20 protein-coding genes and 2 pseudogenes are annotated in these 26,202 nt (G+C 45.1%); 15 read left to right on the forward strand and 7 right to left on the reverse strand.

Annotated elements, in window-relative coordinates:
* The first annotated feature begins 3 nt into the window (after positions 1-3).
* The 6 genes and pseudogenes from ACIFO6_RS19415 to ACIFO6_RS19440 all read left to right on the forward strand — a co-directional run bounded on the left by ACIFO6_RS19415 (position 4) and on the right by ACIFO6_RS19440 (position 5,469).
* Entirely contained in the window at positions 4-783 is a 780-nt protein-coding gene (locus tag ACIFO6_RS19415; protein WP_430043004.1) for a class B sortase, read from the forward strand.
* Between the two features lie 481 nt (positions 784-1,264).
* Positions 1,265-2,632, forward strand: coding sequence for an FAD-binding oxidoreductase (locus ACIFO6_RS19420; protein WP_430043006.1), 1,368 nt, complete (start codon positions 1,265-1,267; stop codon positions 2,630-2,632).
* A gap of 70 nt (positions 2,633-2,702) precedes the next feature.
* A pseudogene (locus ACIFO6_RS19425) lies at positions 2,703-2,813 on the forward strand (CatA-like O-acetyltransferase); the annotation flags it as partial.
* A 344-nt stretch (positions 2,814-3,157) separates the two neighbouring features.
* The gene (locus tag ACIFO6_RS19430; protein ID WP_430043007.1) at positions 3,158-4,492 is read left to right on the forward strand and encodes an SMI1/KNR4 family protein; all 1,335 of its coding nucleotides are present in this window, start codon (positions 3,158-3,160) and stop codon (positions 4,490-4,492) included.
* Between the two features lie 90 nt (positions 4,493-4,582).
* Positions 4,583-5,047, forward strand: a complete 465-nt coding sequence (locus tag ACIFO6_RS19435) for a phage tail protein (RefSeq protein WP_430043008.1) — start codon at positions 4,583-4,585, stop codon at positions 5,045-5,047.
* A gap of 92 nt (positions 5,048-5,139) precedes the next feature.
* Positions 5,140-5,469 carry an NADPH-dependent FMN reductase gene (locus tag ACIFO6_RS19440; RefSeq protein WP_430043009.1) on the forward strand — a complete coding sequence of 110 codons (330 nt, stop codon included), beginning with the start codon at positions 5,140-5,142 and terminating at the stop codon, positions 5,467-5,469.
* Here the strand turns inward: ACIFO6_RS19440 and ACIFO6_RS19445 are convergent.
* Both ACIFO6_RS19445 and ACIFO6_RS19450 read right to left on the reverse strand, forming a co-directional pair.
* On the reverse strand, positions 5,410-6,594 hold the full coding sequence (locus tag ACIFO6_RS19445; RefSeq protein ID WP_430043011.1) for an MFS transporter: 1,185 nt from the start codon (positions 6,592-6,594) through the stop codon (positions 5,410-5,412). The genes ACIFO6_RS19440 and ACIFO6_RS19445 overlap by 60 nt on opposite strands.
* 22 nt (positions 6,595-6,616) lie before the next feature.
* Positions 6,617-7,627 carry an alpha/beta fold hydrolase gene (locus ACIFO6_RS19450; RefSeq protein ID WP_430043013.1) on the reverse strand — a complete coding sequence of 337 codons (1,011 nt, stop codon included), beginning with the start codon at positions 7,625-7,627 and terminating at the stop codon, positions 6,617-6,619.
* A 134-nt stretch (positions 7,628-7,761) separates the two neighbouring features.
* On the opposite strand from ACIFO6_RS19450, the gene ACIFO6_RS19455 reads away from it, so the two are divergent.
* The gene (locus ACIFO6_RS19455) at positions 7,762-8,658 is read left to right on the forward strand and encodes a LysR family transcriptional regulator (protein WP_430043016.1); all 897 of its coding nucleotides are present in this window, start codon (positions 7,762-7,764) and stop codon (positions 8,656-8,658) included.
* Positions 8,659-8,876: 218 nt separating this feature from the next.
* On the opposite strand, the gene ACIFO6_RS19460 is transcribed toward ACIFO6_RS19455, so the two are convergent.
* Positions 8,877-9,311, reverse strand: coding sequence for a pyridoxamine 5'-phosphate oxidase family protein (locus ACIFO6_RS19460; RefSeq protein WP_430043017.1), 435 nt, complete (start codon positions 9,309-9,311; stop codon positions 8,877-8,879).
* Positions 9,312-9,408: 97 nt separating this feature from the next.
* Here ACIFO6_RS19460 and ACIFO6_RS19465 point away from each other — a divergent pair, with 97 nt between their 5' ends.
* The 6 genes and pseudogenes from ACIFO6_RS19465 (at position 9,409) to ACIFO6_RS19490 (ending at position 15,906) form a co-directional block, all read left to right on the forward strand.
* Positions 9,409-10,338, forward strand: a complete 930-nt coding sequence (locus tag ACIFO6_RS19465) for a helix-turn-helix transcriptional regulator (RefSeq protein WP_430043020.1) — start codon at positions 9,409-9,411, stop codon at positions 10,336-10,338.
* A 270-nt stretch (positions 10,339-10,608) separates the two neighbouring features.
* Positions 10,609-11,970: pseudogene (locus tag ACIFO6_RS19470) on the forward strand (SMI1/KNR4 family protein); the annotation flags it as partial.
* Positions 11,971-12,012: 42 nt separating this feature from the next.
* Positions 12,013-12,321 carry an immunity 51 family protein gene (locus tag ACIFO6_RS19475; protein ID WP_430043087.1) on the forward strand — a complete coding sequence of 103 codons (309 nt, stop codon included), beginning with the start codon at positions 12,013-12,015 and terminating at the stop codon, positions 12,319-12,321.
* 165 nt (positions 12,322-12,486) lie between these two features.
* Positions 12,487-13,005 (forward strand): hypothetical protein, encoded by a 519-nt coding sequence (locus tag ACIFO6_RS19480; protein WP_430043022.1) that lies wholly within the window; start codon positions 12,487-12,489, stop codon positions 13,003-13,005.
* A 181-nt stretch (positions 13,006-13,186) separates the two neighbouring features.
* Positions 13,187-13,948 carry an AAC(3) family N-acetyltransferase gene (locus ACIFO6_RS19485; RefSeq protein WP_430043024.1) on the forward strand — a complete coding sequence of 254 codons (762 nt, stop codon included), beginning with the start codon at positions 13,187-13,189 and terminating at the stop codon, positions 13,946-13,948.
* Positions 13,949-14,187: 239 nt separating this feature from the next.
* Positions 14,188-15,906, forward strand: a complete 1,719-nt coding sequence (locus tag ACIFO6_RS19490) for a diguanylate cyclase (protein WP_430043026.1) — start codon at positions 14,188-14,190, stop codon at positions 15,904-15,906.
* Between the two features lie 166 nt (positions 15,907-16,072).
* On the opposite strand, the gene ACIFO6_RS19495 is transcribed toward ACIFO6_RS19490, so the two are convergent.
* From ACIFO6_RS19495 to ACIFO6_RS19510, 4 genes are all read right to left on the reverse strand, one after another.
* Entirely contained in the window at positions 16,073-17,014 is a 942-nt protein-coding gene (locus ACIFO6_RS19495; protein ID WP_430043027.1) for an NAD(P)H-binding protein, read from the reverse strand.
* A gap of 91 nt (positions 17,015-17,105) precedes the next feature.
* On the reverse strand, positions 17,106-17,993 hold the full coding sequence (locus tag ACIFO6_RS19500; protein ID WP_430043029.1) for a LysR family transcriptional regulator: 888 nt from the start codon (positions 17,991-17,993) through the stop codon (positions 17,106-17,108).
* A gap of 327 nt (positions 17,994-18,320) precedes the next feature.
* The gene (locus tag ACIFO6_RS19505) at positions 18,321-19,139 is read right to left on the reverse strand and encodes an SDR family oxidoreductase (protein ID WP_430043031.1); all 819 of its coding nucleotides are present in this window, start codon (positions 19,137-19,139) and stop codon (positions 18,321-18,323) included.
* Between the two features lie 83 nt (positions 19,140-19,222).
* Positions 19,223-19,765, reverse strand: a complete 543-nt coding sequence (locus tag ACIFO6_RS19510; RefSeq protein WP_430043033.1) for a PadR family transcriptional regulator — start codon at positions 19,763-19,765, stop codon at positions 19,223-19,225.
* A gap of 464 nt (positions 19,766-20,229) precedes the next feature.
* Between ACIFO6_RS19510 and ACIFO6_RS19515 the strand changes: the two genes are divergently transcribed.
* Positions 20,230-21,729, forward strand: a complete 1,500-nt coding sequence (locus tag ACIFO6_RS19515) for a malate:quinone oxidoreductase (RefSeq protein WP_430043034.1) — start codon at positions 20,230-20,232, stop codon at positions 21,727-21,729.
* Positions 21,730-21,978: 249 nt separating this feature from the next.
* Positions 21,979-25,827: a glycosyl hydrolase 53 family protein gene (locus ACIFO6_RS19520; protein ID WP_430043036.1), complete on the forward strand. Its 3,849-nt coding sequence runs from the start codon at positions 21,979-21,981 to the stop codon at positions 25,825-25,827.
* The last annotated feature ends 375 nt before the right edge of the window (positions 25,828-26,202 follow it).

Here is a 26,202-nt window from a genome sequence, read left to right on the forward strand (position 1 = left end):
AAAATGAGCAAAACTAAAAAGTTTCTTATCGCCGTTTCCTCCCTTCTGTTGGTATTTTCCCTCGTTAATATTGCGAGAACCTTTCTGGGGGATTATGCCGAGCAGCAGAAAATCGAAGAGCTGACAAAAGTTTGGGAGGAAGGGTCGGACAAAGGCGGAGGGGATGCATTCCCCTCCCTTTTGTTCAATAAGGCGAATGAGCCGATTATGCTTCCCGAATTTCGAGAGCTTTACGAGAGGAACTCGGACATCGTCGGCTGGCTGAAGATTGATGGCACCCGAATTGAGTACCCAGTCATGCAGAATCCACAGGATGCGGAGTACTATCTCAATCATGATTTCGATAAAAAGGAAAACAAAGGGGGCCTCCCCTTTTTAGACGCGCATAGCCGGACCAACGGTTCGGACATTTTGCTGATTCACGGACACCACATGAAAAGCGGCTGGATGTTTAAGGATTTAATGAAGTACAAGAACGAAAGCTTTTATAAAGAGCATGCTACGCTCCAGTTCAGCACGCTTTACGAAAAGGAAGAGTATGAAATTGTTGCCGTTATTCTGTCAAAAGTTTATCGCAAATCGGACGACGTTTTTAAATACTACCAGATTGAGAAGGTAAGTACGCCCGCCGAGTTTGACTCATATATTCAGAACATCAAAAAACTCGCTCTTTACGATACGGGCGTGACAGCCCGATATAGCCACAAGCTTATTGTACTGTCTACGTGTGAATACTCAACCGAGGACGGCCGGTTAGCGGTGATCGCCCGAAAGCGTAAATGACGATATTGAAACACGGTGTCAAGCTGCTTCATATGCGTTATAGAAGAGAGGCAGGGCATTAGTGCCTCTCTTCTATTTTTTTGTGACCAATCTCTCCATCTGACGCCACCGTTTCGTTCCTTAAGCAAATGCACCTCCAGCATATCCTCTTCATACAGACAAGGAAATGGATCATCCCTTATTAGTCATGTTAGCCATGTGTATAATATAGGAAATTAGTGAAAAATACTACAGCATACTACATTTAAATGCTCTGTAAGATGTGCAGCTCTTAAATAGTTTTACTTAAAGGAGGTTTATTACAGGATTGGTTGAGCAAAAGGTGGGCTACCTGATGAATGAAGAACTTATACATCTCCCACGTCTTTGTTCTACTTTTACGATATAAACTGGGCGTTTGCCGTTACTAGGACAGGTGTCCCTACATAGAAATAAGTTGATGAGAAAGGCTTATGTCATGAGCAGGGATGGTGTAAAGTAGATGGCACAAAAGTTGCAAAAGAAAAGTACACGATTAACCGGAAGGATCGTAATTCCGGGCAATCCATCATACAATACGGCCAGAATGGAGTTCAATAGGCGCTTTTCCAAATTTCCAAGGGTCATTGTTTTTTGCCAACGGACTCAGGATGTGATCAACGCAGTCAAATGGGCTCGTGAGCGGGGCATACGTCTGCGAGTGCGCAGCGGGCGGCATAGCTATGAAGGCTTCTCGGCTGTAAATGGCGGCATTATTATTGATGTGAGCGAGATGAATAAGGTTAAGGTTGATCGAAAAAATAGAGTGGCCATTGTACAAACGGGAAATCCACTTGCCCGTGTGTACAAAAAGCTGTGGGATAAGCGTGTGGCCATTCCGGCGGGGACTGCGCCCGACGTAGGCGTAGCTGGCCTTACCCTGGGAGGAGGCATTGGACTTCTTTCCCGCAAATATGGACTTACGTGCGATAACTTGAAACAAGTGAAGATGGTCGTAGCTTCGGGACGGTATGGGGCAAAGACGATTGTGGCAAACCGGAAGAAACATTCCGATCTGTTGTGGGCATCACGAGGCGGAGGGGGAGGGAACTTTGGTGTTGCTACAGAATATACATTTCGGGTTAGGCCGATTTCTTCGGTATCTATTTACAGTATTACATGGAAATGGAGTGACCTTGAGAAGGTGTTACCAGCTTGGCAGCGCTGGGCCCCGTCTGTCACGAACCGCTTAACCTCAACAATTGAGGTGGCTGCCAAGCAGGTGGGAACCATTGTATCTACCGGGCAATTGCTTGGCGGTGCAGAGGAGCTGCGTCGATTGATTAGACCGCTCTTGCGAGCAGGCACTCCGGTGAAGGTGATGGTGAAGACAGTACCTTTTATTGAAGCAACCAAATTTTTTGCCGAATCGGACCTGAATTTGGAACCGAAGTTTAAAATAACCGGGGCCTACGGGTTCCAAGCTTTGCCGCCTGAAGGAGTACGAATTATACGTGACTTTTTATCCAAAGCACCCAACAGACATTCTAGCGTGTGGAGTCAAAGCTTAGGTGGTGCAGGAAGCGCGGTGAGCCGAGTATCGCCTACTGCAACGGCCTATCCTCATCGGAAGGCTGAGACAATCTACGAACTGTCAGCCCGCTGGAGAAACAATGGGGAGCAGGAGCGGAATATTCAGTGGGTGGAAAGGTTTCGCAGAGCGTTACGTCCCTTTGTTAAAGGGGATTATGTGAATTTTCCCGATCTACAGATTAAGAACTGGCCCAAGGCGTATTATGGCGTGAACTTTGGCAGATTGAAGCAGGTGAAACGAAAGTACGATCCTCATAATGTGTTTCGTTTTGCTCAGAGTATTCCAGTGGATAAATAGGTCGGAAAATGACAATATAATGGCATAAAATATTAAAAAGGATAACTGATATTGAAAAAAGCAGTGAAAGTTCCTGCCTGTCTCTTTACAAATTCATCATTCTGTTTGTGATGGCGACCATGCATCTGTTTTTATGAATGATTTACAAATATTAGCTAATGAAAGCGTAGACTGGGTTTAGTCTCGTTTGTTGATAAGTTTGGCGTTCGATGGTGCTTGATGGTTTAAACGTATGTGATTACAAGGTAAGGGCCATCCGACAAAGGATGGCCCTAAAACTTTCCAGTTACAGACAGCGCGGTGAACCGTATCAGAAGCGGATAGTTAGGGAAATGTATACGCATTTTTTAGATAAGCTTGTTAAACTATAAGTAAGAAAGCAGATTTCGAATATATTATATGCTTTTATAATGGAAACGAATCCGCTCGTTTGAAATTCTCCACTTGGACCCTTAGAAAAAATAATAAAATTGCTGGTTAAGCAAACAAAGGAAACCTGGCTATAGTCAATAGGAGGGTTCAAATATGTGGTTTGGGAAGAAAGAAACGCAACTGGATCGAATAAAAAACAAACTGAATCAAGCCATGCGCAAAGACACGGCTTTCTCGGTGTTTGGAGCATCCTCACATCAATACAAGGTTAATGAGAGGCTTACAGCAAAAGAGCTGGCGGACTGGCAAGCCCACAATCAGGTCACTCTTCCTGAGCCTTACGCGCAGTTTTTAACGAAAGTCGGCAACGGAGGCGCCGGACCCTATTATGGAATTTATCCGATTGAAAAGGCAGCTTCCAATACCGAGCGCCAGGCACTCCTTGCAAAATCCGTTCTGCATCCCGGGATGGCCAAAGAGGAATGGAACCATCTGATTGAGCCCTTGACCAAGGATGAGGACATCCCCGATGAGGAATACGACGACGTCTGTAATAAGGTGCTGGGCGGCATGTTGTACATAGGCACCCAAGGCTGCGAATACGACATGTATCTCGTACTTGAAGGGAAATACAGGGGGAGAATTGTGTACACCTCCGATTTTCATCCCGATCATCCTTTTTTCTTTGTCTATGAAGACAGCTTTCTGGACTGGTACGAGCGCTGGCTGGATGAAATTATTCTGGATTATGATATCGGGTGGTTTGGCAGTCGAATACCGGGTGATGAGAATGCGCTGATCCAGATTTATCAGAGCGCTCCAAACGAAGAAATCCAAGCAAAAGCGCTTGATGGAATGTCCAAGTTTAAGAAAATATCTCAGCCAACCCTTGATTTTTTGAAAAATATTGCGGAGCAAAGCCCAAAAAATCGGACCGCAGCCATTTGGCTAATCTGCAAAACTTCTTTTGACGCGGGTAGAAAATATCTTCTGGAGCTGTTGCAATCGGATGGGCATGAGGGTTTTCTGCAAGCTTTACAGATTCTACATGATTACGGTAAAATTGTGAATTTAACGGAATGTATTTCAGTGATCTTGCAAAGGCTTGACAGGATTCATGACCCGGAAACGTTGCGTTATGCAGGGTATATTTTGGAAGATTACGGTGCGATTACTCTCCAGAACTTTGCGCCTTTCTTGTGTCACGCCGACCCGAAAATGCAAACCACGGCCATCTATGCCGCGCGCAGTTGCGAAAACAAGCTGGGAGGCTGGCAGATCATTGAACAGATGTTGATGGGAGGCGGTCCGCAGGTTATGAATAACTTAATTTTGTACTGGGGCATTATTCCACATGAGAAGTTGCTGCCTTACTATAAGGCGGTATGGCCGAAATATCAAAGAGATCCGAAATTCAGAGAAAAATTTATCGGTTGTTTGCGAGAACTACATTTGCCAGATGATTATTTTGACAAAGAAGAATCGTGAGGAAGGTCTAGATGATCCCGTTAGTAGATTTGAGCCTATTGAGTAGCAGCAAGTTTTTTGGGGAATAATGAGATAAAAGGAGAGATGGAAATGTCCTATATGGTTGATTTTAATAATGTGTCTACGGCTGGTTTAGAGTCTTCACCTGTAGTAGAAGCGCTCGCTGGTTTGCGTGCTAATGAAGCCCGTTACTTTATGAACAAATACAAGCATGAATTTACGGTTGTGGCAGCTAGTGAAAGTCAGGAGACCCTTGATTATGTGAACCTAATTTTGAAAGAAGAACGTGATATTGAGTTTGCGGCTAAACCTTTAGAAACGTCGCAGTTTCAAGTGGAAAATATCAAATTTGCTTACGTCTTTTATGAGGATGGTCTTGAGGTCAACGTCATGTATACGGTTGATGACCCTAAGAAGCGGGCCGTTGGTTTTAAGCTTTCTGAGGGGATGGAGGTACCAAAGGAGCTAGAAGGAAAGTTTAAGTTTGCCAGGCAGAAGTCTAAACTAGCTGGAACAATCCGAGGTTCGTTTTTTGTAATTAAAAGAGAATATTAAATTAAGCAAAAGTGTAATTTGGAGGAATTGATTCACTTGTTCTATTTGCAAAAAAAGATACGATATCAAAGAATGGACCATCCCGCAAAAGGATGGTCCTAAATCTTGCCGTTACAAACAGCACGGAGAACCGGATCATAAGTAGAGCGAAATTTTTTCCAAGGAAAGGGTTGAGCGTTCTTCCGTCTTTCAACCCTGATCTCGATTTCGATGAAGGACCTGCTTCGGTAAAAGAAATACGGACACAGCTGAGGGAGGCAAATGATGTACTTTTATGTACATCTGAATATGGGAATGGCGTGCCCGGTGTGTTAAAAAATGCCTTGGATTTGAATGCTGGGATTGTAGAAAGAGGGAGCTATTTAATGTTTTTCTTTAGTAACAGTAGACGTTCCAATCCCACTGCTCATTTTTTTGAATAGCAAGATGGCAAGAAGTAATGCAACGCTTACAGCAGCCAAACCTACCCAATTCAAATTCAGAACAGAGGTACGACTGATGACAAGGCCGCCTAATCCAGATCCTAGCGCAAAACCAAATTGGATGAAGGAAGTATTTACGCTCAGGGCAATGTCTGGATTTCGAGGTGCCAGAGTGACCAAAAATAGCTGCTGAGCAGGGGAAATGCTCCAGGTTGCTAACATAAAGATCATTAAAACCAAGATTAATACAATGATATTGACACCAGCTAGAGTGAATAAAAGGAGCATTGCTCCCTGTAACAGGAGTCCAATACAAATTGTGAATTTCGATCCCTTTGTATCTGCCAATTGTCCACCCACTTTGGATCCGATGAAGCTGCAAATTCCCGCTAGGAATAAAACACCGCTAATTTCGGTTATGGAAAGAGAGGATGCGGCTTGCAAGAAAGGTGTAATATAAGTAAAGAGCGTAGAGTAACCACCAATATAAAATAAAGTAATAGCCAAGGCAGTTACAATTTTTGAATCTTTTAAAATAGAGAGCTGCATCCTGAAGGTAACAGCTTCTTCTTCTCTGATTGCAGGAACCTTTTTATAGATGATAAACAATGGAAGAACGCTTATTATACCGATCAAAATAAACAAAACTCTCCATCCAAACATCTCGCTAAAAAATGTACCAGCTGGAACACCCAGAACTAACGAACTACTGAGCCCCATCAAAATAATACCGATGGCATTGCCCCTTCTTTCTTTTTCGACGAGTCGTGTCGCTACTGCCATGGCTACTACGGTAGCGATTCCTCCGCTAGCCCCTTGAATAATTCGTACCCATAGTAATGTTTCGTAAGAAAGGTTTACAAGCATAAGTCCGTTGCTGGCAATAAACACACTGAGGGCAGCCATCAGTAGCTTCTTGCGATCCATATTAATTGTTAATGCAATCAGAATCGGAGCAACAATGGCCGCTGCGAGAGCAAATACAGTCACCAGTAAACCAGCTTCGGAAGTAGATACTCTCAAGTCCATGGCGATCATTTCAATGACTCCTGTAATAATATATTCAATGGTTCCAATTAGAAAAACAGCAAGTGCAAGGACATATATAATCAATTTATTTTTCAATTTAATCCGCTCCTCCTCAGCTTCATTCAAGCAAGAAGCTTTTTAGACTGTTATCTATAAATACGGAATCTGGCTCATGCTGTCCAATGCCTGCGCAATGACCCCACTTCGATTCAATCGGGAGGAAGAATGCATTGGGCATAAGTGATGCTTCAGCTTTGTTATCCTGGGGAGGGAAGAAAAGGTCTGTACTTCCCGGCATAACCAGGGCCCGTGCTGTTATCCTGCTTAATGCAAGGTTAAAATCGCCGTTATACGTCGGATTAGCGCTAATGTCACCTGTAATTCCGGTACGTAACATGGTGATCAGGTCATTCGCGTCAAAGGTCAAAAATACGTGATCCCAGTAATCGACGAGATATTCCTCCAGTGTGTGGTAGCCCTCTTGCTGATAGAGCTGCTCTAGATAATAAGCCTGAGAGAACCCCCAAGCTGCGTAGACTCGACCCATGGCTGCCAATCCCGTTTTGGGTTTCTGCGTGTAAAAGCCATTGTTCCAAGCAGAATCAGCCTGAAGGGCAGCGATCATTCCTTCAAATACAACCTTTGCATGTGTCCGGGTCATGGCAGTCCCGCCGAATGGAGCGATTCGTTGTACCATATCAGGATAACTTGCCCCCCACTGAAAGGTCTGTACAGCCCCTAGTGACCAACCTACAACGAGGGCGATTTCTTCAATACCAAACTTTTGATTCACCAGTTGATGCTGTAGTCGCACATTATCATAAATCGAAATCAGCGGGAAATTTGCTTGATGATAAGGCGGTGGCGTATTGCTTGGCGAGGAGGAGAGTCCATTGCCCAACATATTGGGAACGATGATAAAATATTTTTCTGGATCCAGTGCCTTGCCAGGTCCGATTAACCATTCGTTATCAGTATGCAAGCCGGCAAACCAAGTGGGATATACAATCACATTATTTTTGGCTGCATTTAGCATGCCGTATGTTTTGTAGGCGAGAATGGCATTTGGCAGAGTGTCACCGGATTGCAGCAGAACATCTCCTAGTTCATAAATTTCATAATCTCTCATATAAAAAACTCCTTTTCATAGCTAAAGTATGGACTTCCTTCCTTGTCATCACTCTACGATGCTGCTATTGTTAAGTCAAAGAAACGTTAATGAAGATAACGTTCATTTTTTTTGAACTAAGGAGCAGGAACTCGATGGAATTGCGCCAATTAAAAACCTTTTATACGCTTGCTTCCACACTCAACTTTACCCGAGCTGCCGAAGTGCAGAACTATGTCCCTTCCACGGTTACGATGCAAATGAAGGCCTTAGAGGAAGAATTGGGTGTCAAGTTGGTGGACAGATTGGGTAAAAATGTGACTTTGACCGATGCAGGGAGAACGTTCCTGCGCTATGCAGATAACATATTGAGTGTGGTTGAAGAAGCACAGCATGCCGTCAAGCAATCCGGCGAATTGACGGGTACGGTAGTCATAAGTGCCGATGAAACGTTGTGTACGTACCGGTTGCCGGCTGTATTACGCCAGTTTCGTTTGTGCTATCCAGCGATTCGGTTAATGTTTCGACCGCTGGCTAATTCGAACCTCAAACAGAGCTTGCGTGAAGGGGACGCTGACATTATTTTTATGCTGGATGAGGATAAGGGCGAGACCGGATTTTGCGGTGAAAAAATGCTGGATGAGCCCTTTTATCTATTGGTATCACCAGATCATCCTTTGGCTGCACATCCTGCATTGGCCATTGAAGATTTTCATGGCGAGACCTTTTTGTTGACGGAGAAGGGATGCTCCTATCGCACTTTTTTTGATCGAAGTCTTTCACAGAAGGGCACGGGGGGAATTACCGAATTGGAGTTTTACAGTGCCGAGGCTATTAAACAATGTGCGAAAATAGGAATGGGCATTGCCATATTGCCTGAAATGGCCGTGATCGGAGAAGTGAATCGTGGAGAACTGGTTCCGTTGCCGTGGGATTTGACCGCCACATCGTTTGCAACCCAAATGATGTGGCATGAAGAGAAGTGGATATCGCCTGCAATCGAAGCCTTTTTGAGCTTGACCAGAGAAACATTTTTGAAAAATAACACCTAAAGAAATTTCGCGCACAGGTGTGCAATTAACTCATGATCCTACGCATGCTGAATGCCAGTCTTGATCATTCGCTGATTTAGAATATAAGAATAGAGTCGCTTGAATTCGGCAGGTACTGGTCATACTTTATCTGCTATTTTGTATGCGGCTAGGATGTCGACAGAGTGTTTCGTCGCACTGGATTTTTCGCCGATAGACCTGTTAAGCTGAACCGTACGCTATATCTCAAAAGAAATCGGTCCGGCGGTTTCATAATCCACGATGACAAAAGCATCCTTGATGTGAATTTCAAAAACATCCAATGTGTCGCCAATGGCTGAGAGTGTCTCATTATATCCGGGAATTTTTTGGATAAACAGGTCCTTAATCTCTTCTATGGTGTACTGGCTCTTATGTACAACTGCATGATTGGAGCGCGCATGCGGCACAGAAGAAGCATCAGAGGGAACGGTTGTGAAGGCAACATTGTTATTTTGAGCAAACTCGACCACCTTCTGGTTCTCTCTGTCTGTCGCAAAATACAAGATTCCTGGCTTGCTGACATCATAGCAGAAGTTGACGATCCTAACATTGGGTACGCCTGCTACCGCTGTTGCCAGAGCAATTTCGTTGGTCTTGTCTAAAGTGTGGTAAAATTCGTTCTTGTAATCCATTTATAGTTCCTCCTTAGTATTTGATAAGCTTAGTATAGCAATGTATCGCTGACAGCATTTATGTCAGTCATAGTACATAAATTTCAGGAGGATGATTATGAAGCTGGAACGAATAATCGCTATCATTATGCTGCTCTTGCAAAGAGAGAAAATGGGCGGGAAAGAGCTGGCCGAGCTGTTCGAAGTTTCACTTAGAACCATTTATCGTGATATTGAAACAATTAATCAAGCAGGTATTCCAATTGTGACCAGCTCCGGTGTAGGAGGGGGAATTGGGATCATGAATGAATATAAGATAGAAAAAGGCTTTTTTACCGTCAAGGACATAACCACTCTACTGATGGGGCTTGGCTTTATTTCCAATGCATTATCCAGTGAGGAAACCACTGCTACCCTGGCCAAAGTAAAAAGCTTTATCCAGGAGGATAAACAGCATGAAATTACGCTGAAAGCCAACCAAATCTTTTTTGACTTATCTGCTTGGCTGGGCAACAATGATCTGCAGACCAAAGTTGAAATGATTCGAACAGCCTTGGAGCATTGTAGCATACTGTCTTTTATGTATCTAAGCGCTAAAGGAGACAAGGTTATGCGGACCTTGGAACCTCATCGTCTGTTATTGAAAGAAAATCACTGGTACGTGCAGGGGTACTGTTTGAAGCGGCAAGAATTTCGGGTATTCAAGCTATCCCGCATATCTGAATTGGAGAGAACGGAAGAGCGTTTTGCTATGCGTGAGATTCCCCCGGCTTTTTCAGAGTTTACAGATACCATGTCCAGAAAAATGCAAAAAATAAAATTGCAGCTAGACCATTCCATTCTCGACAGGATGTTGGATTATTGTGGAGAAGAGAACATTACTCCCCTCGGCAATGGCGAATTCTATGCATATCTTGATTTTATTGAAGATGATTATGGTTACGGAATCCTAATGAGCTTCGGGGATAAATGCCAATGCATTGAACCTAAGCATGTGCGCGATGAAATGAAGAGACGGCTCAATGATTCAATAAGAGCATATTATTGAGATACAAAGCACCCACTCTTCTCATGGTAACGCCGCTCACCACCGGAATTCTTTTTGAATTCGACAAATGGTTTGTTTTCCTTGCCAAGGTTTGCTAAGAACATCGATTCAACTTATATTATAAATGTACTCAAAAATTGTGTGAAAAACGTGCCCCTTCAGCCATCGCGGTGAATTTTATCATAAGTGACGGCAAAAAATAATGTTGTGGATAAAACCATATTTTTCCATATTTATAGTAACTTGATTATACGCCTGGGGAGGTAGAGCATGGACAAAGAACTAATCGCGCAGCTGACGCAGTGGCATGAAGATGATGAGTACCAGAAGATTGTAGACACCCTGATGGAGATTCCTCCAGAGGACAGAGATTACGAGGTGGTCAGCAGCCTGGCAAGAGCATATAACAATCTGGGACGTTATAAAGAAGCGCTTGAACAGCTTGAGATGATTGCGGAACAGGGGCAGAATGAATGTTTGTGGCATTTTCGTGTGGGATATGCCTGCTACTATTTGAATCGATATGAGGAAGCAGTGAGAGTACTGGGTATCGCCCATGACCTCGATCCTGACGACGAGAATACGGCCATGTTACTGAACTTCAGCCAGCGCAAGTTAGGCAAAGGACAACACGCCGCGGCTAGACGGGCAATCAGAGAGCAGCATAATGATTCGGGGACGGCTGCAACTCCTTTTGAAGGGATGGATCTCTCCGATTTTTGGGACGATAGCGGTTATGCGCTAAGAGAATATGTTTCTGCCCCGCCTACGGATGAGCTGATTGCTTCTATAGAAGAAGAACTCGGTTACAAGCTTCCTGCTTCTTATATCAGTCTGATGAAGCAGCACAATGGGGGAGTTCCTTATAATACTTGTTTTCCGACGGAGGACGCGACCTCATGGGCCGGGGATCATATTGCGATTACGGGCATTATGGGCATCGGACGCGAGAAAAGCTATTCACTCGGTGGCGATCTCGGCAGTCCGTTTATGATTGAGGAGTGGGGGTATCCTGACATCGGCGTGGTGATTTGTGACTGCCCTTCGGCAGGCCATGATGTCGTGATGCTGGATTACCGGAACTGCGGGAGGGACGGCGAACCCGAGGTGATTCATGTGGATCAGGAAGACAATTATGAGATTACGGTCCTGGCCCCAGACTTCGAGACCTTTATACGCGGCCTGGTAAATGAGGAGGAATACGATACCTCTCAAGAAGATAAAGAGGAGGATCTGCGCAAAGTAGCCGTAGGCAAATTCTCGCTTTTGCTCGCGAAGCTGTGCAGCCATGTGCCTGGGGTGGACCAGCTTGAGCAGAAGATCCGCAAAGTCTGTACCCGAATTGTTGAAGAGAAGGGACACTTTTCCTTTCATGCGGATGAGCTTTCTACTCTGATGTACGATGTGCAGTTCTGGCTGTACACAAGCTCTTATCCGAATACGAGCCGTCAACAATATCTGGATGTATATGAGAAAATGATCGCTTTTGGCGGCGAGTTCGGTCAAGGCGGGTATGCTCCCGGCTGGATCAGCGACTGGCTGGATGGGCGGATACGGGAAGGGCTGATCGTTCAGGAAAATGGGGTGCTTTGCTTTACGGATCAAGCACGCTCAGAGGTCATTGCACGGCTGGAAGCGGAAGCCGCAGAAGAGGACGTTGCCCCTTTTATACTCGTGGATCAGCGGGGTGGAGGCATGTCTGTCATTCTAAATGTCGGCAGCTACCGATCGGAATTGTTCGAGACCCGGGCAGACGAAGGGTTTGAAGGCAACGGGTACGATTGGGCTTCTTTGGCCGCTGTGTTTATGAACGAATATATGCCTGAATGGGTAGATACGATTCATTTTGACCCGGAAGCAGATATGTTCTGTGCTTATTCGGAGAATAGCGAAGCTATTAAGCGGTTCGCGGTACGGTTGAAGCAGGTCTGTGAGGATGAGATGGTGATCCGGGATCTATTCTCCCGCGCGGAGCTGGATTGAGAGAATGCATCAGGTATGAAAATGCAGGGAGTCAATAACAAGTTAATGCTCCGGTGACGGCGAGTCCATCAGGCGATTTTGGGCGTGCGCATACCCCATTCGCACAAGCAGGCAGCCCGCCCCTGTCGTAAACTGAATTATAATCAGTGAGCGAGGTGAACTTCCATGGCACAATCGAATGAGATGCGTGAACGGGCTAAGAAGCTTCAGGGCCGTCCGGTCTGCGTCACCCTGCACAGCGGAGAGACTTACGTCGGCTACATCACCGACGTTAATTGCGGCGGGTTGTTACTTGCCAGCGCTGGAGCCCCCCCACGTGTTTCTTCCGGGAAGCAAGGCTCCCGATCTCCCAAACACAGAGCCGGTTCGCATGCCCCGGGCGTCCGTCTGGGCAATCGGAGAAGCGGCGCGCGCAAGCCGTCCATCCGTTCGCGCTCCCGCAAGCCGGGCGCCAAGGTGTCGGCATTCCTGCCGATGATGGGCTCGCTGCTCGGCGGCTTGGGTGGCGCCAGTGCAGGCGCAGGAGCGCTCGGCGGTGCGCTCGGTGGCGGCCTGCGGCTGTTCGGCATGATCCAGAAATTTGTTCCGGTCGTAAAGATGGGCTACGGCATGATCAAGTCCATTCGTCCGTTCTTCGGCGCCATTCAAGGCTTGATGTCCCCGGCCGCCCCGGATAACGAATAATACGAGTTAAGGGAAGGTGTACGCTATGCCTTCCTTTTTTTACAATAAAAAGGAGTACCCTATCGGGAAGATAGCTATGATTCTGGACAAGCAGTCTTTTCGCTGTGTTTCAGACAGTGTGGTGAATTGTATTATAAATAATGGAAATTTTTTGGTATAATAATCTGGGAGGGAGAAGAACATGCATACAATAGAGAGCTTAATGAAGCAATTAGAGCAAATGGGTATTGACAGCAAAGGGACATTGTTGGTCCATTCTTCGATGAAAAGTATGGGAGCGGTCGAGGGTGGTGCGGACACAGTCTTGGATGCGTTTACAGAGTATATGAAGGATGGGCTGTTGGTGTTACCTACCCATACGTGGTCCTACATCAATGCGGATAATCCGAGATTTTACGTGGAGCAGTCATCATGCTGCGTGGGTATCCTACCTGAACTTTTTCGCAAACGGCCTGGCGTGATACGTTCTTTACACCCCACCCATTCGGTGGCAGCATTAGGTCAGGATTCCATAGCTTTCACCAACGACGATCATCTTTACGATACGCCATGCGCAAGAGGCTCCGCCTGGGGGAAGCTGCTCGATCGAAAGGCGACCATCTTGTTGGTGGGGGTCGATTTAAAACGCAACACATTTATCCATGGAGTTGAAGAATGGTTGGACATCCAGGGCAGACTAACGGATGAGCATGAGCTGCTTTACACGGTTCTACCTGATGGAACGGAAATCCCTGTACCTTCCCGCAGACATTGTGGGTTGTCGTGGTCGGAGCATTTTTGGAAAGTAGATGAGGTCCTTGAACGTAAAGGTGCAATGTATAAGGGACAGCTTGGCGATGCGGTTGTAAGGGTTTGTGATGCGGCGATGGTGGCGGACGTCATCACGGAAATGCTCAAGGACAATCCGGATTTGTTCTCGGATAATCTTCCCCTGGATCATTAATATGGATTATGAAAGGGCCGTCCGGTAACGGATGGCCCTAAAACTTGCCGTTACAGACAACCCGGTGAACCGTCAGAGATTAGACTGCGATTATGTAAGCTAGATCACTCTTTTTGCTATATGATAAGATGTAGTTAATTTAACTGAACGCAATAGTAAAGGAATATACGATTTGAGGATTTTTCAAAATCCTGTATTTCAATGAATGGTAGTTGTCGAATCAAAAAAGGAGAAGATTTGTGAGCCCATCAGTATGGTATGATCTCGTTTTATTCCTCCTATTGTTTGCTTTATATGTTTATGTTTTTGCTACCGCTAGGATTACAAACTTACATAAGGTTTACTTCTTATTTCATTTTTTAATGATGCTTTGGCCATTGTGTCAATTTGCCACAGATATGGCTCATGATCGGCGGTTGCAGTTGTTTTATGTGGCCATGTCCTTTGTCTCACTCTCCATGTTGGGGAGCGGTTGGCTGCTTCTTACCGTTTTTCTTACCGGAAATGCTGATAAATTAGGAAAAAAAAGATTATTCCTGTTGTTTGCGCCAGCGGTTATTGCAGCAGTTGGAGTGGTCATAAACCCGGTTGGTCTGTTTGTAGCTCCGCTGGAGGGCGGTTACATCTATAGAGCATATGGCCCATGGTTCTGGATTGTGATCGTTATTCTGGTCAGTTACTTTTTTGCTTCCCTCTTTGTTTTGTTTCGGGCACTGTATTCCTCCCAAACGTCCCTAACGATTAAAAAACAAGTAAAAATAATGCTGTGGGGAATATTCGTGCTGTTCGCTTTTGCAGGTAGCGACGCCCTTCTTAATGTGGTCCTAAGCGAGTGGTTGCCGATTATTCCAGGATTGACTTCTCTTGGGATTTTTCTTTCAGATCTATTTTTCATATATGTGATTAAAAAATACAATGTGTTTGATCTTGTTTACATCGCTCATGAGGATGTGATCAATACGATTCCATATGGAATACTTGTGCTAGATGAAAATGAATCCATTGTTGAAGTCAACAAAGCTTTACGATCCTTTATAGATCTACATGTGGGCGATCACTTTGATATGGAGGCGTTTCTGGGGTCTGTTCGTGTAGAGGACAGTAGCAAGAGATTTCTGGAGCATTATAAGCAAAAAGAAAATACCTTGTCTCCAATGGAAATCATCGTTGAGCGCGACGGCGTGCGTCATTTTATACTACAAGCTTCTCCGATTGTTGATTCTTACCGTATGCAAATCGGTCATATCCTTACGTTTCAGGATGTCTCACAAGAGCGCTATCTGGTTAAAGAAATGAATCGGCAGAATGAGATTCTTCAGGAACGAAATCATTCACTTGATCGCATTCGTCATGAGTTATCCATAGCCAATCGAAAACTGGAAGAATTAGTCCTTACGGACAGCTTAACAAACTGCTACAATCGCCGTTATTTGACCCAACACCTGACTCATGAGGTGATTACCAATATTCATTATAAAACCCCGTTTTCACTCATACTCTTCGATATTGATTTCTTTAAAGCTATCAATGACCGCTATGGACATGTAAAAGGGGATGAAGTTCTTTATCGTACTGCTCAAGCAGTCAAACAATCCATTCGTAGTACCGATATTCTAACTCGATATGGCGGGGAGGAATTCATGATCTACCTTCCGCATACAGAACGCCAGTTAGCCAAACAATTAGCGGAACGAGTGAGATTATCGGTAGAGTCGAACCACATTGTAGTGGAGCATGAGATCGAACAGGTTTCCATTACGATAAGTATAGGGATTTTATCCATTGAGGATTTTGATCATGAACATGTACTGGACAATCCAGAAGAGTATTTAATCCAACTTTTTGCTGCGGTAGATAAGGCGCTCTATCAAGCCAAGCAAAATGGACGCAATCGGATCGAATTTGCAGAATTCCAGAGTATAAAGGAAGGCTACACATATGATACAAGGAATTTTTGAAACTCATATTCACGTAAGTAACTATGAAAATTCGAAAAGCTCTGGGTTCCTTGGTGAAGGTACCCAGAGCTTCGCTTTGTTGATGATATGCTGGGAGCCGCGCACCCCACTCTTCGGTCATACATCGGCTTCCAATCTCTCTCTGCAAACATGGTCATGACTTGGATTAATTATCTTTGGAGTGTCGTTCCCCCACTTGGTATTCATTCGCATGTTCAAACATATATTTCACCGTTACGGGATCTTGGCCCGTCAGCTTCTTGAAGTCGTCCGTAAATATATCCATTTTCCCTAAGCGAATCGCTTGTCCAAAGGTAACCATACCTTCTGAAGAGAAGGGGGCTTCGGAATCTTCTGCAAATTTGCCATCCGTTGTTCTGGGAACTCCCATTGCATCAAATACGCCGTAATTTTCTTCATCCGTGATCTGCTTGTAGGTTACATGATGACCCGTTACTTCATTTGCAATCTCGATAAAGTCGGACATTGTTATTAATTCAGGACCATTTATATTTAATATTGCCTCATGATAGTTGTCTGCTGCTAATGCATAAGCGACAGCCTTTGCACAATCTTTCCGTGAGATATAGGCCATCTTGCCGTCACCCTGGTTATTTTTCAACACGCCGTCCGACTTCACAAAGGTGAAGTAATTGGTAACCATGGCTTCCGCATATTGCGAATTACGCAGGAAAATATAATCTAACCCGACATTTTTGATATAATCCTCCGTATACACATGGTCCAGTTTCTCAACACTTGGATTGGATTCATCAGCCGCGTTAACCAATGAAGTATAGATGATTTGTTTTACTCCAGCTTCTTTCGCCGCATCGACCACGTTTTTGTGTGCATTTTGGCGCTTTTCCCCTACAAAAGGCATGGAGATTAAAGCAAGCTGATCTGCATTAGCAAAAGCTTTTGCAAGACCGTCTATTTTATTGAAATTGGTCACATGCGTTTCAATACCTTGTTCTGCATATTCTTGTAAAGATGCCGGATCATATGCACAAAAAATAATTTGGTCTTTTTCCACTAATTTCAATAAATATTCAGCCGCTTGTCTGCCCAGATTGCCATCTACACCCGTTAATAGTAACTTACCCATACTCATCGTCACTCCTTGCTGAAATGATCTACACTTATATACTATGTGAAAAAAATGACAATGTATAACACAAAAAACTTATGGACTATTGCTAAATCGAATTTTGTATTTGATGCAGGAATGAGTATAATGCCGGATTTGAATTATTTTTTAAGTAGCCTATTTCGATTTTAAAAGTATGGTGAGAATCATGTATGGGAATGAATCGGACCTCTTCCTTCAGGTCAGCAAGATCATAGTTATTTGGGAAAAAGCCAATTAAATTCTCTGTAATGATATAAAACAGCTTGGTTTCGACATCATCTGCGGTTCTGAGGATGTTGGGCTGGTAACCATCTTCCATGGCATGTTGAATCATTAAATAATAGGAGTCTCCAATAACCATTGGATTCAGCATGACAAGCGGATACCTATATAATTCATCCTTTGAGATGGATTCACAACAGAAGAGGGGATGTTGTTTACTTACAGCTGCGTAGTATCGTCCGCTATATAATGTGTGGGTTAGGATTTCCTCTTTCCCTATAAACTCTGAGTCGAAGGCAACGGCCACGTCATATATTCCTTTTTGCAGATACTCAGCGACATCCTTTAGCAATACTTTATTTAATTCAAGTTTAATCTTTGGATGATTTTCTTTAAAAGAAGGAATGAATTTTAACAAGCTTTGGATATCTGTGATCGCAGCATATTCGATGCTCAATAGTTGGGTATTATTTTTCTGAAAATTTTCCATGCTTGTTTGCATATGATTATATTGCTTCCAAAGCACGACGGCCTCTGCATAAAATAGCCATCCCGCTTTTGTAGGCTCAATCGGAATTTGTTTTCTGTCGATCAACTGAATGTTGAACTCATTCTCAATTGCGGCAATTTGTTGGCTAATCGTAGTCTGCGATACAAAATTTTTCTTTGCTGTTTCTGTAAAATTTCTGCATTCAACGAGATCTATAAAATATTTTATCCTTTTTAGATTCATGTTTACCTCCAAATGTATGAAATTGAATATAGCTTACGTTCCCGTCATAAATTCAAGCCGGCATACCCTAATGTTAATGGCAAACCGGCGGTTCATAATTTGAAGGTATTTAGCACAGGATAGTCACCAAAATTATCATGATCATGCGGAATCATTTCATAGGGCAAATCGTAGATGGAACACATTATGGTATTGGTTGTTGGGCAAGCAAGGATAATTCCTGATTAGTATATCACGCTCACAGGTTCTTAGACATACCAAGCAGACATGCAAAATGTGAACTCAAGTATTTGCTTTATATGAACGATGCTTTCAAATTTTCTCTTTTCAAGAAAAATGCTGAGCTATATTTGCTAGATACTCTTCTTCATCCGTATTTTCTTTCATATGAATGAGCATCTTTGCATCTTCTCCTACTACATATCGGAATTGATTTGTGCCGTCTGTAGCCGCTTGATATATTGTTTCGGCAACAATATCTGGAGGCGAAGCGTATGCTGGGTGTTTTTCCATTTCACCCAATTTACCCAGAAATGCAGTAGTAAACGGCTTATAGTCCGTCAATGCATCATTAAAAAAGAACTCCATTGATCTTCCACCAAAGTCCGTATTAATAGCACCTGGTTCAATCAACTTTACTTTGATGTTTTGTGATGCTAATTCATAAGATACGGATTCAGAAAATCCTTCTACCGCGAATTTGGATGAATGATACAGAGACATCGTAGGAAAGGTCACTTTCCCTCCCATAGAAGAGATATTGATCAGCAAACCTTCTTGATTAGATCTAAAATGTGGCAGCATGGCTTTAGTCATACGGATAAGACCAAAAACGTTCACTTCAAACTGTCTTCTAATCTGCTCATCCGTAGCTACTTCTATAAGACCCATTGTTCCATATCCAGCATTATTGAGAAGAACGTCAATTTTATCAAACTGTTGAATCGCTTCCGCTAACGCAGATTGAATAGTGTCTTCTTTCTCAACATCAAGCCTTAGCACCAACACATTATCTAGTGTAATGAATTCAGTTTCTTGTTCAGGTGAACGCATCGTGGCTACTACGTTCCATCCTCTTTCAGCAAAATGTTTTACCGTAGCTCTCCCAATGCCCGATGAAGCACCCGTGATAAAAATTGTTTTCATTAATAATTCCTCCTAAAAATTTTGTGAGCGTTGCATCTTGAACATGGCTGGTACAAAACTTACTTCGTAAGCATTTGAATTCACTAAATTCTGCTCTCCTCTTGCACTAACTGCTCCATGCTTAACAATCCCTGGGCAATGGTTGTAAGTTTAGCTTTATATTCTTCTATCCCAATTTGGATGCAGATGATCTGTGCTGGATGCATTTCATCTTTATAAAGCGAATATTGCTCAAATAATCGATCTAACTTTTTGTGTGATTCCTCTTGTACTTGCTTCAACCAAATAATCACCTTGTCATACCCAACAAATTCACCGAAATAAAGCCTCATCATAAAATCAGATTTCTTAATACTGTCTCCCTCTAGTGGCGCTTGTAAATAGGCGTTAAAACAATCTCGTCCTTTAGCCGTTATATTTAAAACATTCTTGTTAGGCTTACCTTCCTGGAGCACAAATTCTTTAGTTATCAATTCCTCCTTCTCCATTCGAGTAAGTGTGGGATAAATCGTTCCATAACTTGAACTATAGAAATTGGAGAATACATCCTCCAATAACTGTTTTATTTCGTATCCAGTCAACGATTCTTTCATAAGCATGCCTAAAATAACATCCTGACTGTTCAAAATAGAACCTCCTTGCAACTTAGGAATATTTGTATATCACGATTACAATATATCAACATGATATATGCTATGTCAATATATAAAATTATTGTTGCATGTAGGTAACAAGAAGAAGCCCCATCTTTAGTCTAGTTTATGCTTATTTGTTCAATAATTTCGAGAAAATGAAGTGGAGAACGATACCACAAGTAACGGCCAATCCAAGCTATAACCCTTACAAAAAGCTGAGTTAAGGCCTGGGTATTATATTCTTGGAGCCCTGTGGACAACTTATCACTTTTTTTTCCATACTCAAATGGTTTATAATTATCAGATAATAGTCGATATCATTTTTAATATATTATATTTTAGTTATAATAGAGACAGACAGAAAAGGTATGTTCCTGAGTGGAGCCTTGCTTCTTGTATCACCTAAGCAGGAGGGCCTGCTCTTTTTTGCAAAATAAGAGATAAGGAAGGTTTTTATGAGTAGCATACAGAAAAAAACAGACGTTATCTTAATTGGTGCCGGAGTCATGAGTGCGACTCTGGGATCATTGCTTAAAGAGTTAGCACCGGAATGGGAAATCACAGTGTTTGAGAAACTCGCAAGCGCAGGAGAAGAAAGCTCTAACGAATGGAATAATGCCGGTACGGGCCATGCCGCACTGTGTGAGCTGAACTATACATCCGAAAAAACCGACGGATCTGTAGATATTAGTAAAGCTGTAAATATTAACGAGCAATTTCAGCTCTCAAGACAGTTTTGGTCTTTTCTTGTAAACAGCAATTTGATTCGTAATCCGCAGGACTTTATCAAGCCAATACCTCATATGAGTTTGGTACTAGGGGAACAAGACGTATCTTTTTTGAATAAGCGATTTAAAGCGCTATCAAACGTTCCTCTGTTTCAAGGAATGGAATTTTCTGATGACCCTGAAAAGCTGAAGGAATGGATTCCGCTGATCATGGAAGGTCGTACATCGAATGAACCGATCGCGGCAACCAAAATCGACTCTGGAACAGATGTCAACTTTGGTGCTTTAACACGCATGTTGTTTGACCATTTACAAAGTAAAAACGTCGAGATCAAATACAAGCATAGTATTAAGAATATTAAACGTACGAGCGACGGCTCGTGGGAAGTCAAAGTGCATAATCTTGAAAGCGGTAAAATCGAATACCATACTGCCAAATTTATCTTTATTGGTGGTGGTGGCGGAAGTCTACCTTTACTACAAAGAACGGGTATTCCTGAGTCCAAGCATATCGGAGGATTTCCGGTAAGTGGACTGTTTATGGTATGTAACAATCCTAAAGTTGTCGAGCAGCATCATGCAAAAGTATACGGTAAAGCTAAGCTTGGTGCTCCTCCCATGTCTGTTCCGCATCTGGATACAAGATACATCGGCAACAAAAAAGCACTATTGTTTGGACCGTTTGCCGGCTTCTCACCAAAGTTTTTGAAAACGGGTTCAAATTTGGATTTGATCTGTTCTGTCAAACCCAATAACCTCTTTACGATGTTAGCGGCAGGCGCAAAAGAGATGGCATTGACCAAATACCTGATCCAGCAAGTGATGTTATCGAATGAAAAGCGTCTGGAAGAATTACGTGAGTTTATTCCGAACGCCAAAATCGAGGAATGGGAGATCGTAATAGCGGGCCAACGTGTGCAGGTGATCAAAGATACGGAGGCTGGAAAAGGAACCCTTCAATTTGGTACGGAAGTGGTTAGTGCCGCTGATGGCTCGGTAGCTGCATTGCTCGGTGCTTCTCCCGGTGCTTCTACTGCTGTTACTGTTATGCTGGAAGTATTAGAAAGATGTTTCCCACAATATATGAAAGAGTGGGAACCGAAGATAAAAGAAATGATTCCTTCTTATGGTGTGTCACTAGCAGAAAACCCGGAGCTTTTCCAGGAAATTCATGCTTCCACAACACAGGCGCTTGGTCTGGGGGAAAAAGAACCACTCCATCGTTAATTTTGAATGTAGAACCTAGCCCCAGGCTCAACAATCTTACGATAGGTATTAAAATCGCATAAACAACAACGTCAAGCGGTGGGGAATATTCCCCACCGCTAAAATGCTTGCATAAGAATACAAAATGTTGCAATCCTCCCATGTTTCCGATCATAGGTGTCTGATATAGTGATCAAAGTAATTATGTAAGCGCTTCACATAAAACGGAATCGTTTATGGTATTCGGGGTTGAAGAAAGGGGACAGAGAGATGAGAAGAAAGAGACAGGCATGGTGGCTGCTGGTGGTGGCGATTATGTTCAGTTCGTGGCCGATGCGGCTGACACCAGCGGTGGCGGCAGAATCGGCCAGTGCCTCGGCAGTCGTAAACGGGGGATTCGAGACGGACTTCTGGAGTGATCAATCGTGGCAGGTGGAAGCATCAGATTGGAATCAGGTGGATATTCAGCATTATGCCTATGCCAGTGATCCTTTTATTACGCCGTCTGAAGATACGTATGCACTCAAGTATTGGATCAACGACGCGGCGCCGACGGACCAGCAGGTCACGGTCAGCCAGAAGCTTCCGACGCTGCAGCCAGGCAGTTATGAGCTGTCGGTGCAATCGATGGGCGGCGCCGATGCCGAAGCGGGACATGTACAGGTATTCGCAGGTACCGATCAGAGCAGTGAGGTGGCAACGTCAGGCTATAACCAATGGGGAAGCGTGACCTTGAAATTCGTGCTGACCGAGCAGACTTCCGATCTGGTCATTGGGGCGAGGATCAGCAGCGCTGCGGCTGCGTGGGGCTATCTGGACCGCCTTACCTTAAAGCAGGCCAGCACGGATACGACCCACCCGGTGGCAGCGGATATTTTCGTAAAGAAGGTCGAAGGATTGAAGTCTGATTTTATCAAAGGTGTCGATATATCCAGTATTCTTTCCCTGGAGCAGAGTGGAGTACGCTTCTATAACGAGCAAGGCACAGAGCAGGATATATTCCAGACGCTAAAGGAATCCGGCGTAAACTATGTCCGGGTGCGTGTGTGGAATCATCCGTATGATGCAAAAGGTAACGGCTATGGCGGCGGGAACAACGATCTGGCCAGAGCGATCGAAATCGGTAAGCGGGCAACCGACAACGGGCTGAGGCTGCTGGTGGATTTCCACTATTCCGATTTCTGGGCCGATCCGGGCAAGCAGCATGTGCCGAAGGCCTGGCAGAATCTGAGTTTTGCTGACAAGGGACAGGCGGTGTACGACTATACCCGGGACAGCCTTCAGCAGTTGCTCGATCAGGGCATAGATGTGGGGATGGTGCAGGTCGGCAATGAGACGAACCAGTCGTTTATCGGAGAGAAGGATTGGACGAAGATTAGTGCTTTATTTAATAAGGGAAGCCAGGCGGTGCGTGCCGTCGATCCGAATATTCTCGTGGCACTGCATTTTACCAACCCGGAGACGCCGGGCCGCTATGCTTCCTATGCGAAGGCGCTGTCGGACAACCATGTGGACTATGATGTGTTTGCCAGCTCGTATTATCCGTTCTGGCACGGTTCACTGAGCAATCTCACAGCAGTACTGAAGCAGGTAACAGATACGTATGGTAAAAAAGTGATGGTGGCGGAAACGTCCTATGCCTATACATCTGAGGATGGCGATGGACATGGGAATTCCGCCCCGGCAAGCTCGGGACAGACGCTGGACTATCCGATCAGTGTTCAGGGGCAGGCCACGTCGGTCCGTAATGTCATTGAAGCGGTGTCCAAGGTAGGCGATGCAGGCATTGGTGTATTTTATTGGGAGCCAGCCTGGCTGCCGGTAGGAACACAAGCAGATGTAGAGCAGAACAAGCAGCTATGGGAACAATATGGTTCCGGCTGGGCGGCCAGCTATGCTGCGGAATATGACCCTGACGATGCGGGCAAATGGTATGGCGGCAGCGCGGTAGACAATCAGGCGCTGTTTGATTTTACGGGTCATCCACTTCCTTCGCTGAAGGTGTTCAACTACGTCAACACGGGAGCGGTTGCTGCGCTCCAGGTCGATGAGGTCCAAGCGGTAACATTAACGGTCAACGCGGGCGAGAACATCTCGCTGCCGCATTCGGTCACCGTGACGTATAACGACGGCAGCACCGGAACGCTTGCTGTGGAGTGGGATCAGGCAGCCTTAGCGCAAGCGGTGAGCCAGGGGGCGGGCAGCTACGTGATTAAGGGGACAGCCAAAGGAGGTTATCCGGCGCAGGTGGTGCTGGAGATTCGTCGGCCGAATCTGCTGGTGAACGGAAGCTTTGAACAGAGCGATCTAAGCATGTGGAAGATTACTTACGGTGCCGAAAGCACACCGCACACTGACTACCAGAACAAAGCCTCTGATGCGAAGTCGGGCCAGTATTCGTTGCATTTCTATTCGACGGATGCGGTCCATTTCCAAGTGGAACAGGCGGTCTACGGTTTGAAGCCCGGCTACTACGACCTCTCGATGTCGATTCAGGGCGGCGATGCGAAGAACGCGCAAATGAAATTGTTTGCCGCGACCGGTGGTAAGGAGGATAAGGTAGATACTGGTGTAAATGGCTGGGTACAGTGGAATCAGCCGGTCATTCGCGATATACGGGTAACCGACGGCAAGCTGACGGTGGGTGCTTCCATCCAGGCAGACGGCGGGGCGTGGGGATCGCTGGATGATTTCTATCTGACGTTCGTCCGGGATGTAGAGGCAGCACCGGGCAAAGATTCCTCCAAAAATTTGTCTACTGGTGGCGGCAGTATATCTGCCGTACAGAGCGAGAATGTGACAGTCAGTGTGGACGGCGGCAAGAACAGCAGTACTATGCTCTCCAATGTCATCATTCAGCGGACAACGCTGTCCGACGGGACGAAAAAAGACCGGGTCAGCTATGAAGCTGCTCAGGCACGGGAGGCATTGAGCAGCGTGAAGGCCGAAGGACGTTCCAGCGTCCGACTGGTGATGCCTGATTCAAAGGATGAAGTCTCCGAGCTTGAATTCGCTCTGCCAAAGGATACGGCGAAGACGCTGGCGGATGCGGGGGTCGGTCTGGAAGTATACACTAACCATGCGCGTCTGATCCTGTCCCCATCAACGCTCGCTTCGATGGACGGGAACCGTCAGTTTACGCTCAGTCCGGTAAAGAGTGAAGCGGCAATCCAGGCGGTAGCGGAACGGGCAAAACAGAATAGCCTCGTCCAAGCAGCCGCCGGAAAGGGTGAAGTTCGCGTTATTGGCCGACCGGTGATGATCGAGACGAATCTGCAGGGGCAGTCAGTAGAACTGGTGCTGCCACTGCCGCAGCAGTTGCTGCCGAACTCTGCCGAAGAACGCCGGGCTTTCCTGACCAATCTGGCTGTGTATGTGGAGCATAGCGACGGCACCAGAGAACTGGTGCCGCCTACGCTGCTCTGGGACGGTAACCACCCGGCAGGACTTAGTTTTAGTGTAAACAAGTTCGGCACCTTTACGGTACTGCATCTGAACAAGCAGATCGCGAGCGTAGGCGGAGAGCAGGAGAGTGAGCATTCGCAGCCGTATATGCAAGGCTACCCGAATGGGACATTCCAACCGGCGCGTAGGATGACACGGTCGGAGCTGGCAGAGATTCTGTTTCGTCTGGCTGTTAACCGATCGGAGCAGCCGTTGGTGGAATCGTCAGCATCGCAGAATCGCGCCAGCTATACGGATGTTGCTGGGCAGAACTGGGCTGCCGAAGCGATTGATACCGTGACAACGGCCGGATGGATGAAGGGATACAGCAGCACATTCGCACCGGAGCGTCCGATCACTAGAGCGGAGATGGCGACAGTGCTGGCACGCTGGAAGAATCTGAACGGAGCAGCTTCGGCTACCTTCCCGGATACGACCAGACACTGGGCGAAAGATGATATTGCACGGGTGCAGCAAGCTGGCTATATGCATGGCATGCCGGACGGCAGCTTCCAGCCGGATCAGACTCTGAGCCGGGCAGAGGCGGTTACTATGTTCAATCGGGTATGGAAGAGAGAGCCGATATCCTTCGCTGACTCGTCCAGATGGTCAGATGTCCCGGTCGGACATTGGGCTTTCGGGGACATTGCCGCAGCAACAACCCGCATTCGCTAGGATATTACTGGTAAGCGAAGCTTAGCGTCCCCCGTTTGATCTTAATTCTGGGCATGTCCCGTTCATTCTGGTTGGAAGTCCATCGTATCTAGATCAGTATTGGAGCAAGGGCGTCTTCGGAGTAGAAGATGCTCTTGCTCTTTTTTTACCTCTCAAAGCGGATAATTTATCAAAAAATTATTAACAAGGTTTACAATGTACGTAGGGGATTCGGATATAATGATATTAATGCTAATGAATGAATCTACAAGATGAAAGGAAAGCCAAGCGTAGCCTATGGAAGCAATTAATACTAAGATTAATCCCTATTCATCACAGGTCGTTTTTAGCCGATAAACCGTTAAACTGAGCCATGTCGTAAGTAACTATTTTTTT

Source organism: Paenibacillus sp. NRS-1781 (assembly GCF_050467745.1).
GTDB lineage: Bacteria > Bacillota > Bacilli > Paenibacillales > Paenibacillaceae > Paenibacillus > Paenibacillus terrae_A.

What these genes read in the sequence shown, in the direction of transcription:
- ACIFO6_RS19520 (WP_430043036.1), top strand. Translation starts at nt 21,979, where the DNA reads ATGAGAAGAAAGAGACAGGCATGGTGGCTGCTGGTGGTGGCGATTATG.
- ACIFO6_RS19495 (WP_430043027.1), bottom strand. Translation starts at nt 17,014, where the DNA reads ATGGGTAAGTTACTATTAACGGGTGTAGATGGCAATCTGGGCAGACAA.
- ACIFO6_RS19460 (WP_430043017.1), bottom strand. Translation starts at nt 9,311, where the DNA reads ATGGATTACAAGAACGAATTTTACCACACTTTAGACAAGACCAACGAA.
- ACIFO6_RS19440 (WP_430043009.1), top strand. Translation starts at nt 5,140, where the DNA reads ATGGTCCTAAATCTTGCCGTTACAAACAGCACGGAGAACCGGATCATA.
- ACIFO6_RS19465 (WP_430043020.1), top strand. Translation starts at nt 9,409, where the DNA reads ATGAAGCTGGAACGAATAATCGCTATCATTATGCTGCTCTTGCAAAGA.
- ACIFO6_RS19450 (WP_430043013.1), bottom strand. Translation starts at nt 7,627, where the DNA reads ATGAGAGATTATGAAATTTATGAACTAGGAGATGTTCTGCTGCAATCC.
- ACIFO6_RS19505 (WP_430043031.1), bottom strand. Translation starts at nt 19,139, where the DNA reads ATGAAAACAATTTTTATCACGGGTGCTTCATCGGGCATTGGGAGAGCT.
- ACIFO6_RS19455 (WP_430043016.1), top strand. Translation starts at nt 7,762, where the DNA reads ATGGAATTGCGCCAATTAAAAACCTTTTATACGCTTGCTTCCACACTC.
- ACIFO6_RS19415 (WP_430043004.1), top strand. Translation starts at nt 4, where the DNA reads ATGAGCAAAACTAAAAAGTTTCTTATCGCCGTTTCCTCCCTTCTGTTG.
- ACIFO6_RS19430 (WP_430043007.1), top strand. Translation starts at nt 3,158, where the DNA reads ATGTGGTTTGGGAAGAAAGAAACGCAACTGGATCGAATAAAAAACAAA.
- ACIFO6_RS19515 (WP_430043034.1), top strand. Translation starts at nt 20,230, where the DNA reads ATGAGTAGCATACAGAAAAAAACAGACGTTATCTTAATTGGTGCCGGA.
- ACIFO6_RS19485 (WP_430043024.1), top strand. Translation starts at nt 13,187, where the DNA reads ATGCATACAATAGAGAGCTTAATGAAGCAATTAGAGCAAATGGGTATT.
- ACIFO6_RS19480 (WP_430043022.1), top strand. Translation starts at nt 12,487, where the DNA reads ATGGCACAATCGAATGAGATGCGTGAACGGGCTAAGAAGCTTCAGGGC.
- ACIFO6_RS19435 (WP_430043008.1), top strand. Translation starts at nt 4,583, where the DNA reads ATGTCCTATATGGTTGATTTTAATAATGTGTCTACGGCTGGTTTAGAG.
- ACIFO6_RS19500 (WP_430043029.1), bottom strand. Translation starts at nt 17,993, where the DNA reads ATGAATCTAAAAAGGATAAAATATTTTATAGATCTCGTTGAATGCAGA.
- ACIFO6_RS19420 (WP_430043006.1), top strand. Translation starts at nt 1,265, where the DNA reads ATGGCACAAAAGTTGCAAAAGAAAAGTACACGATTAACCGGAAGGATC.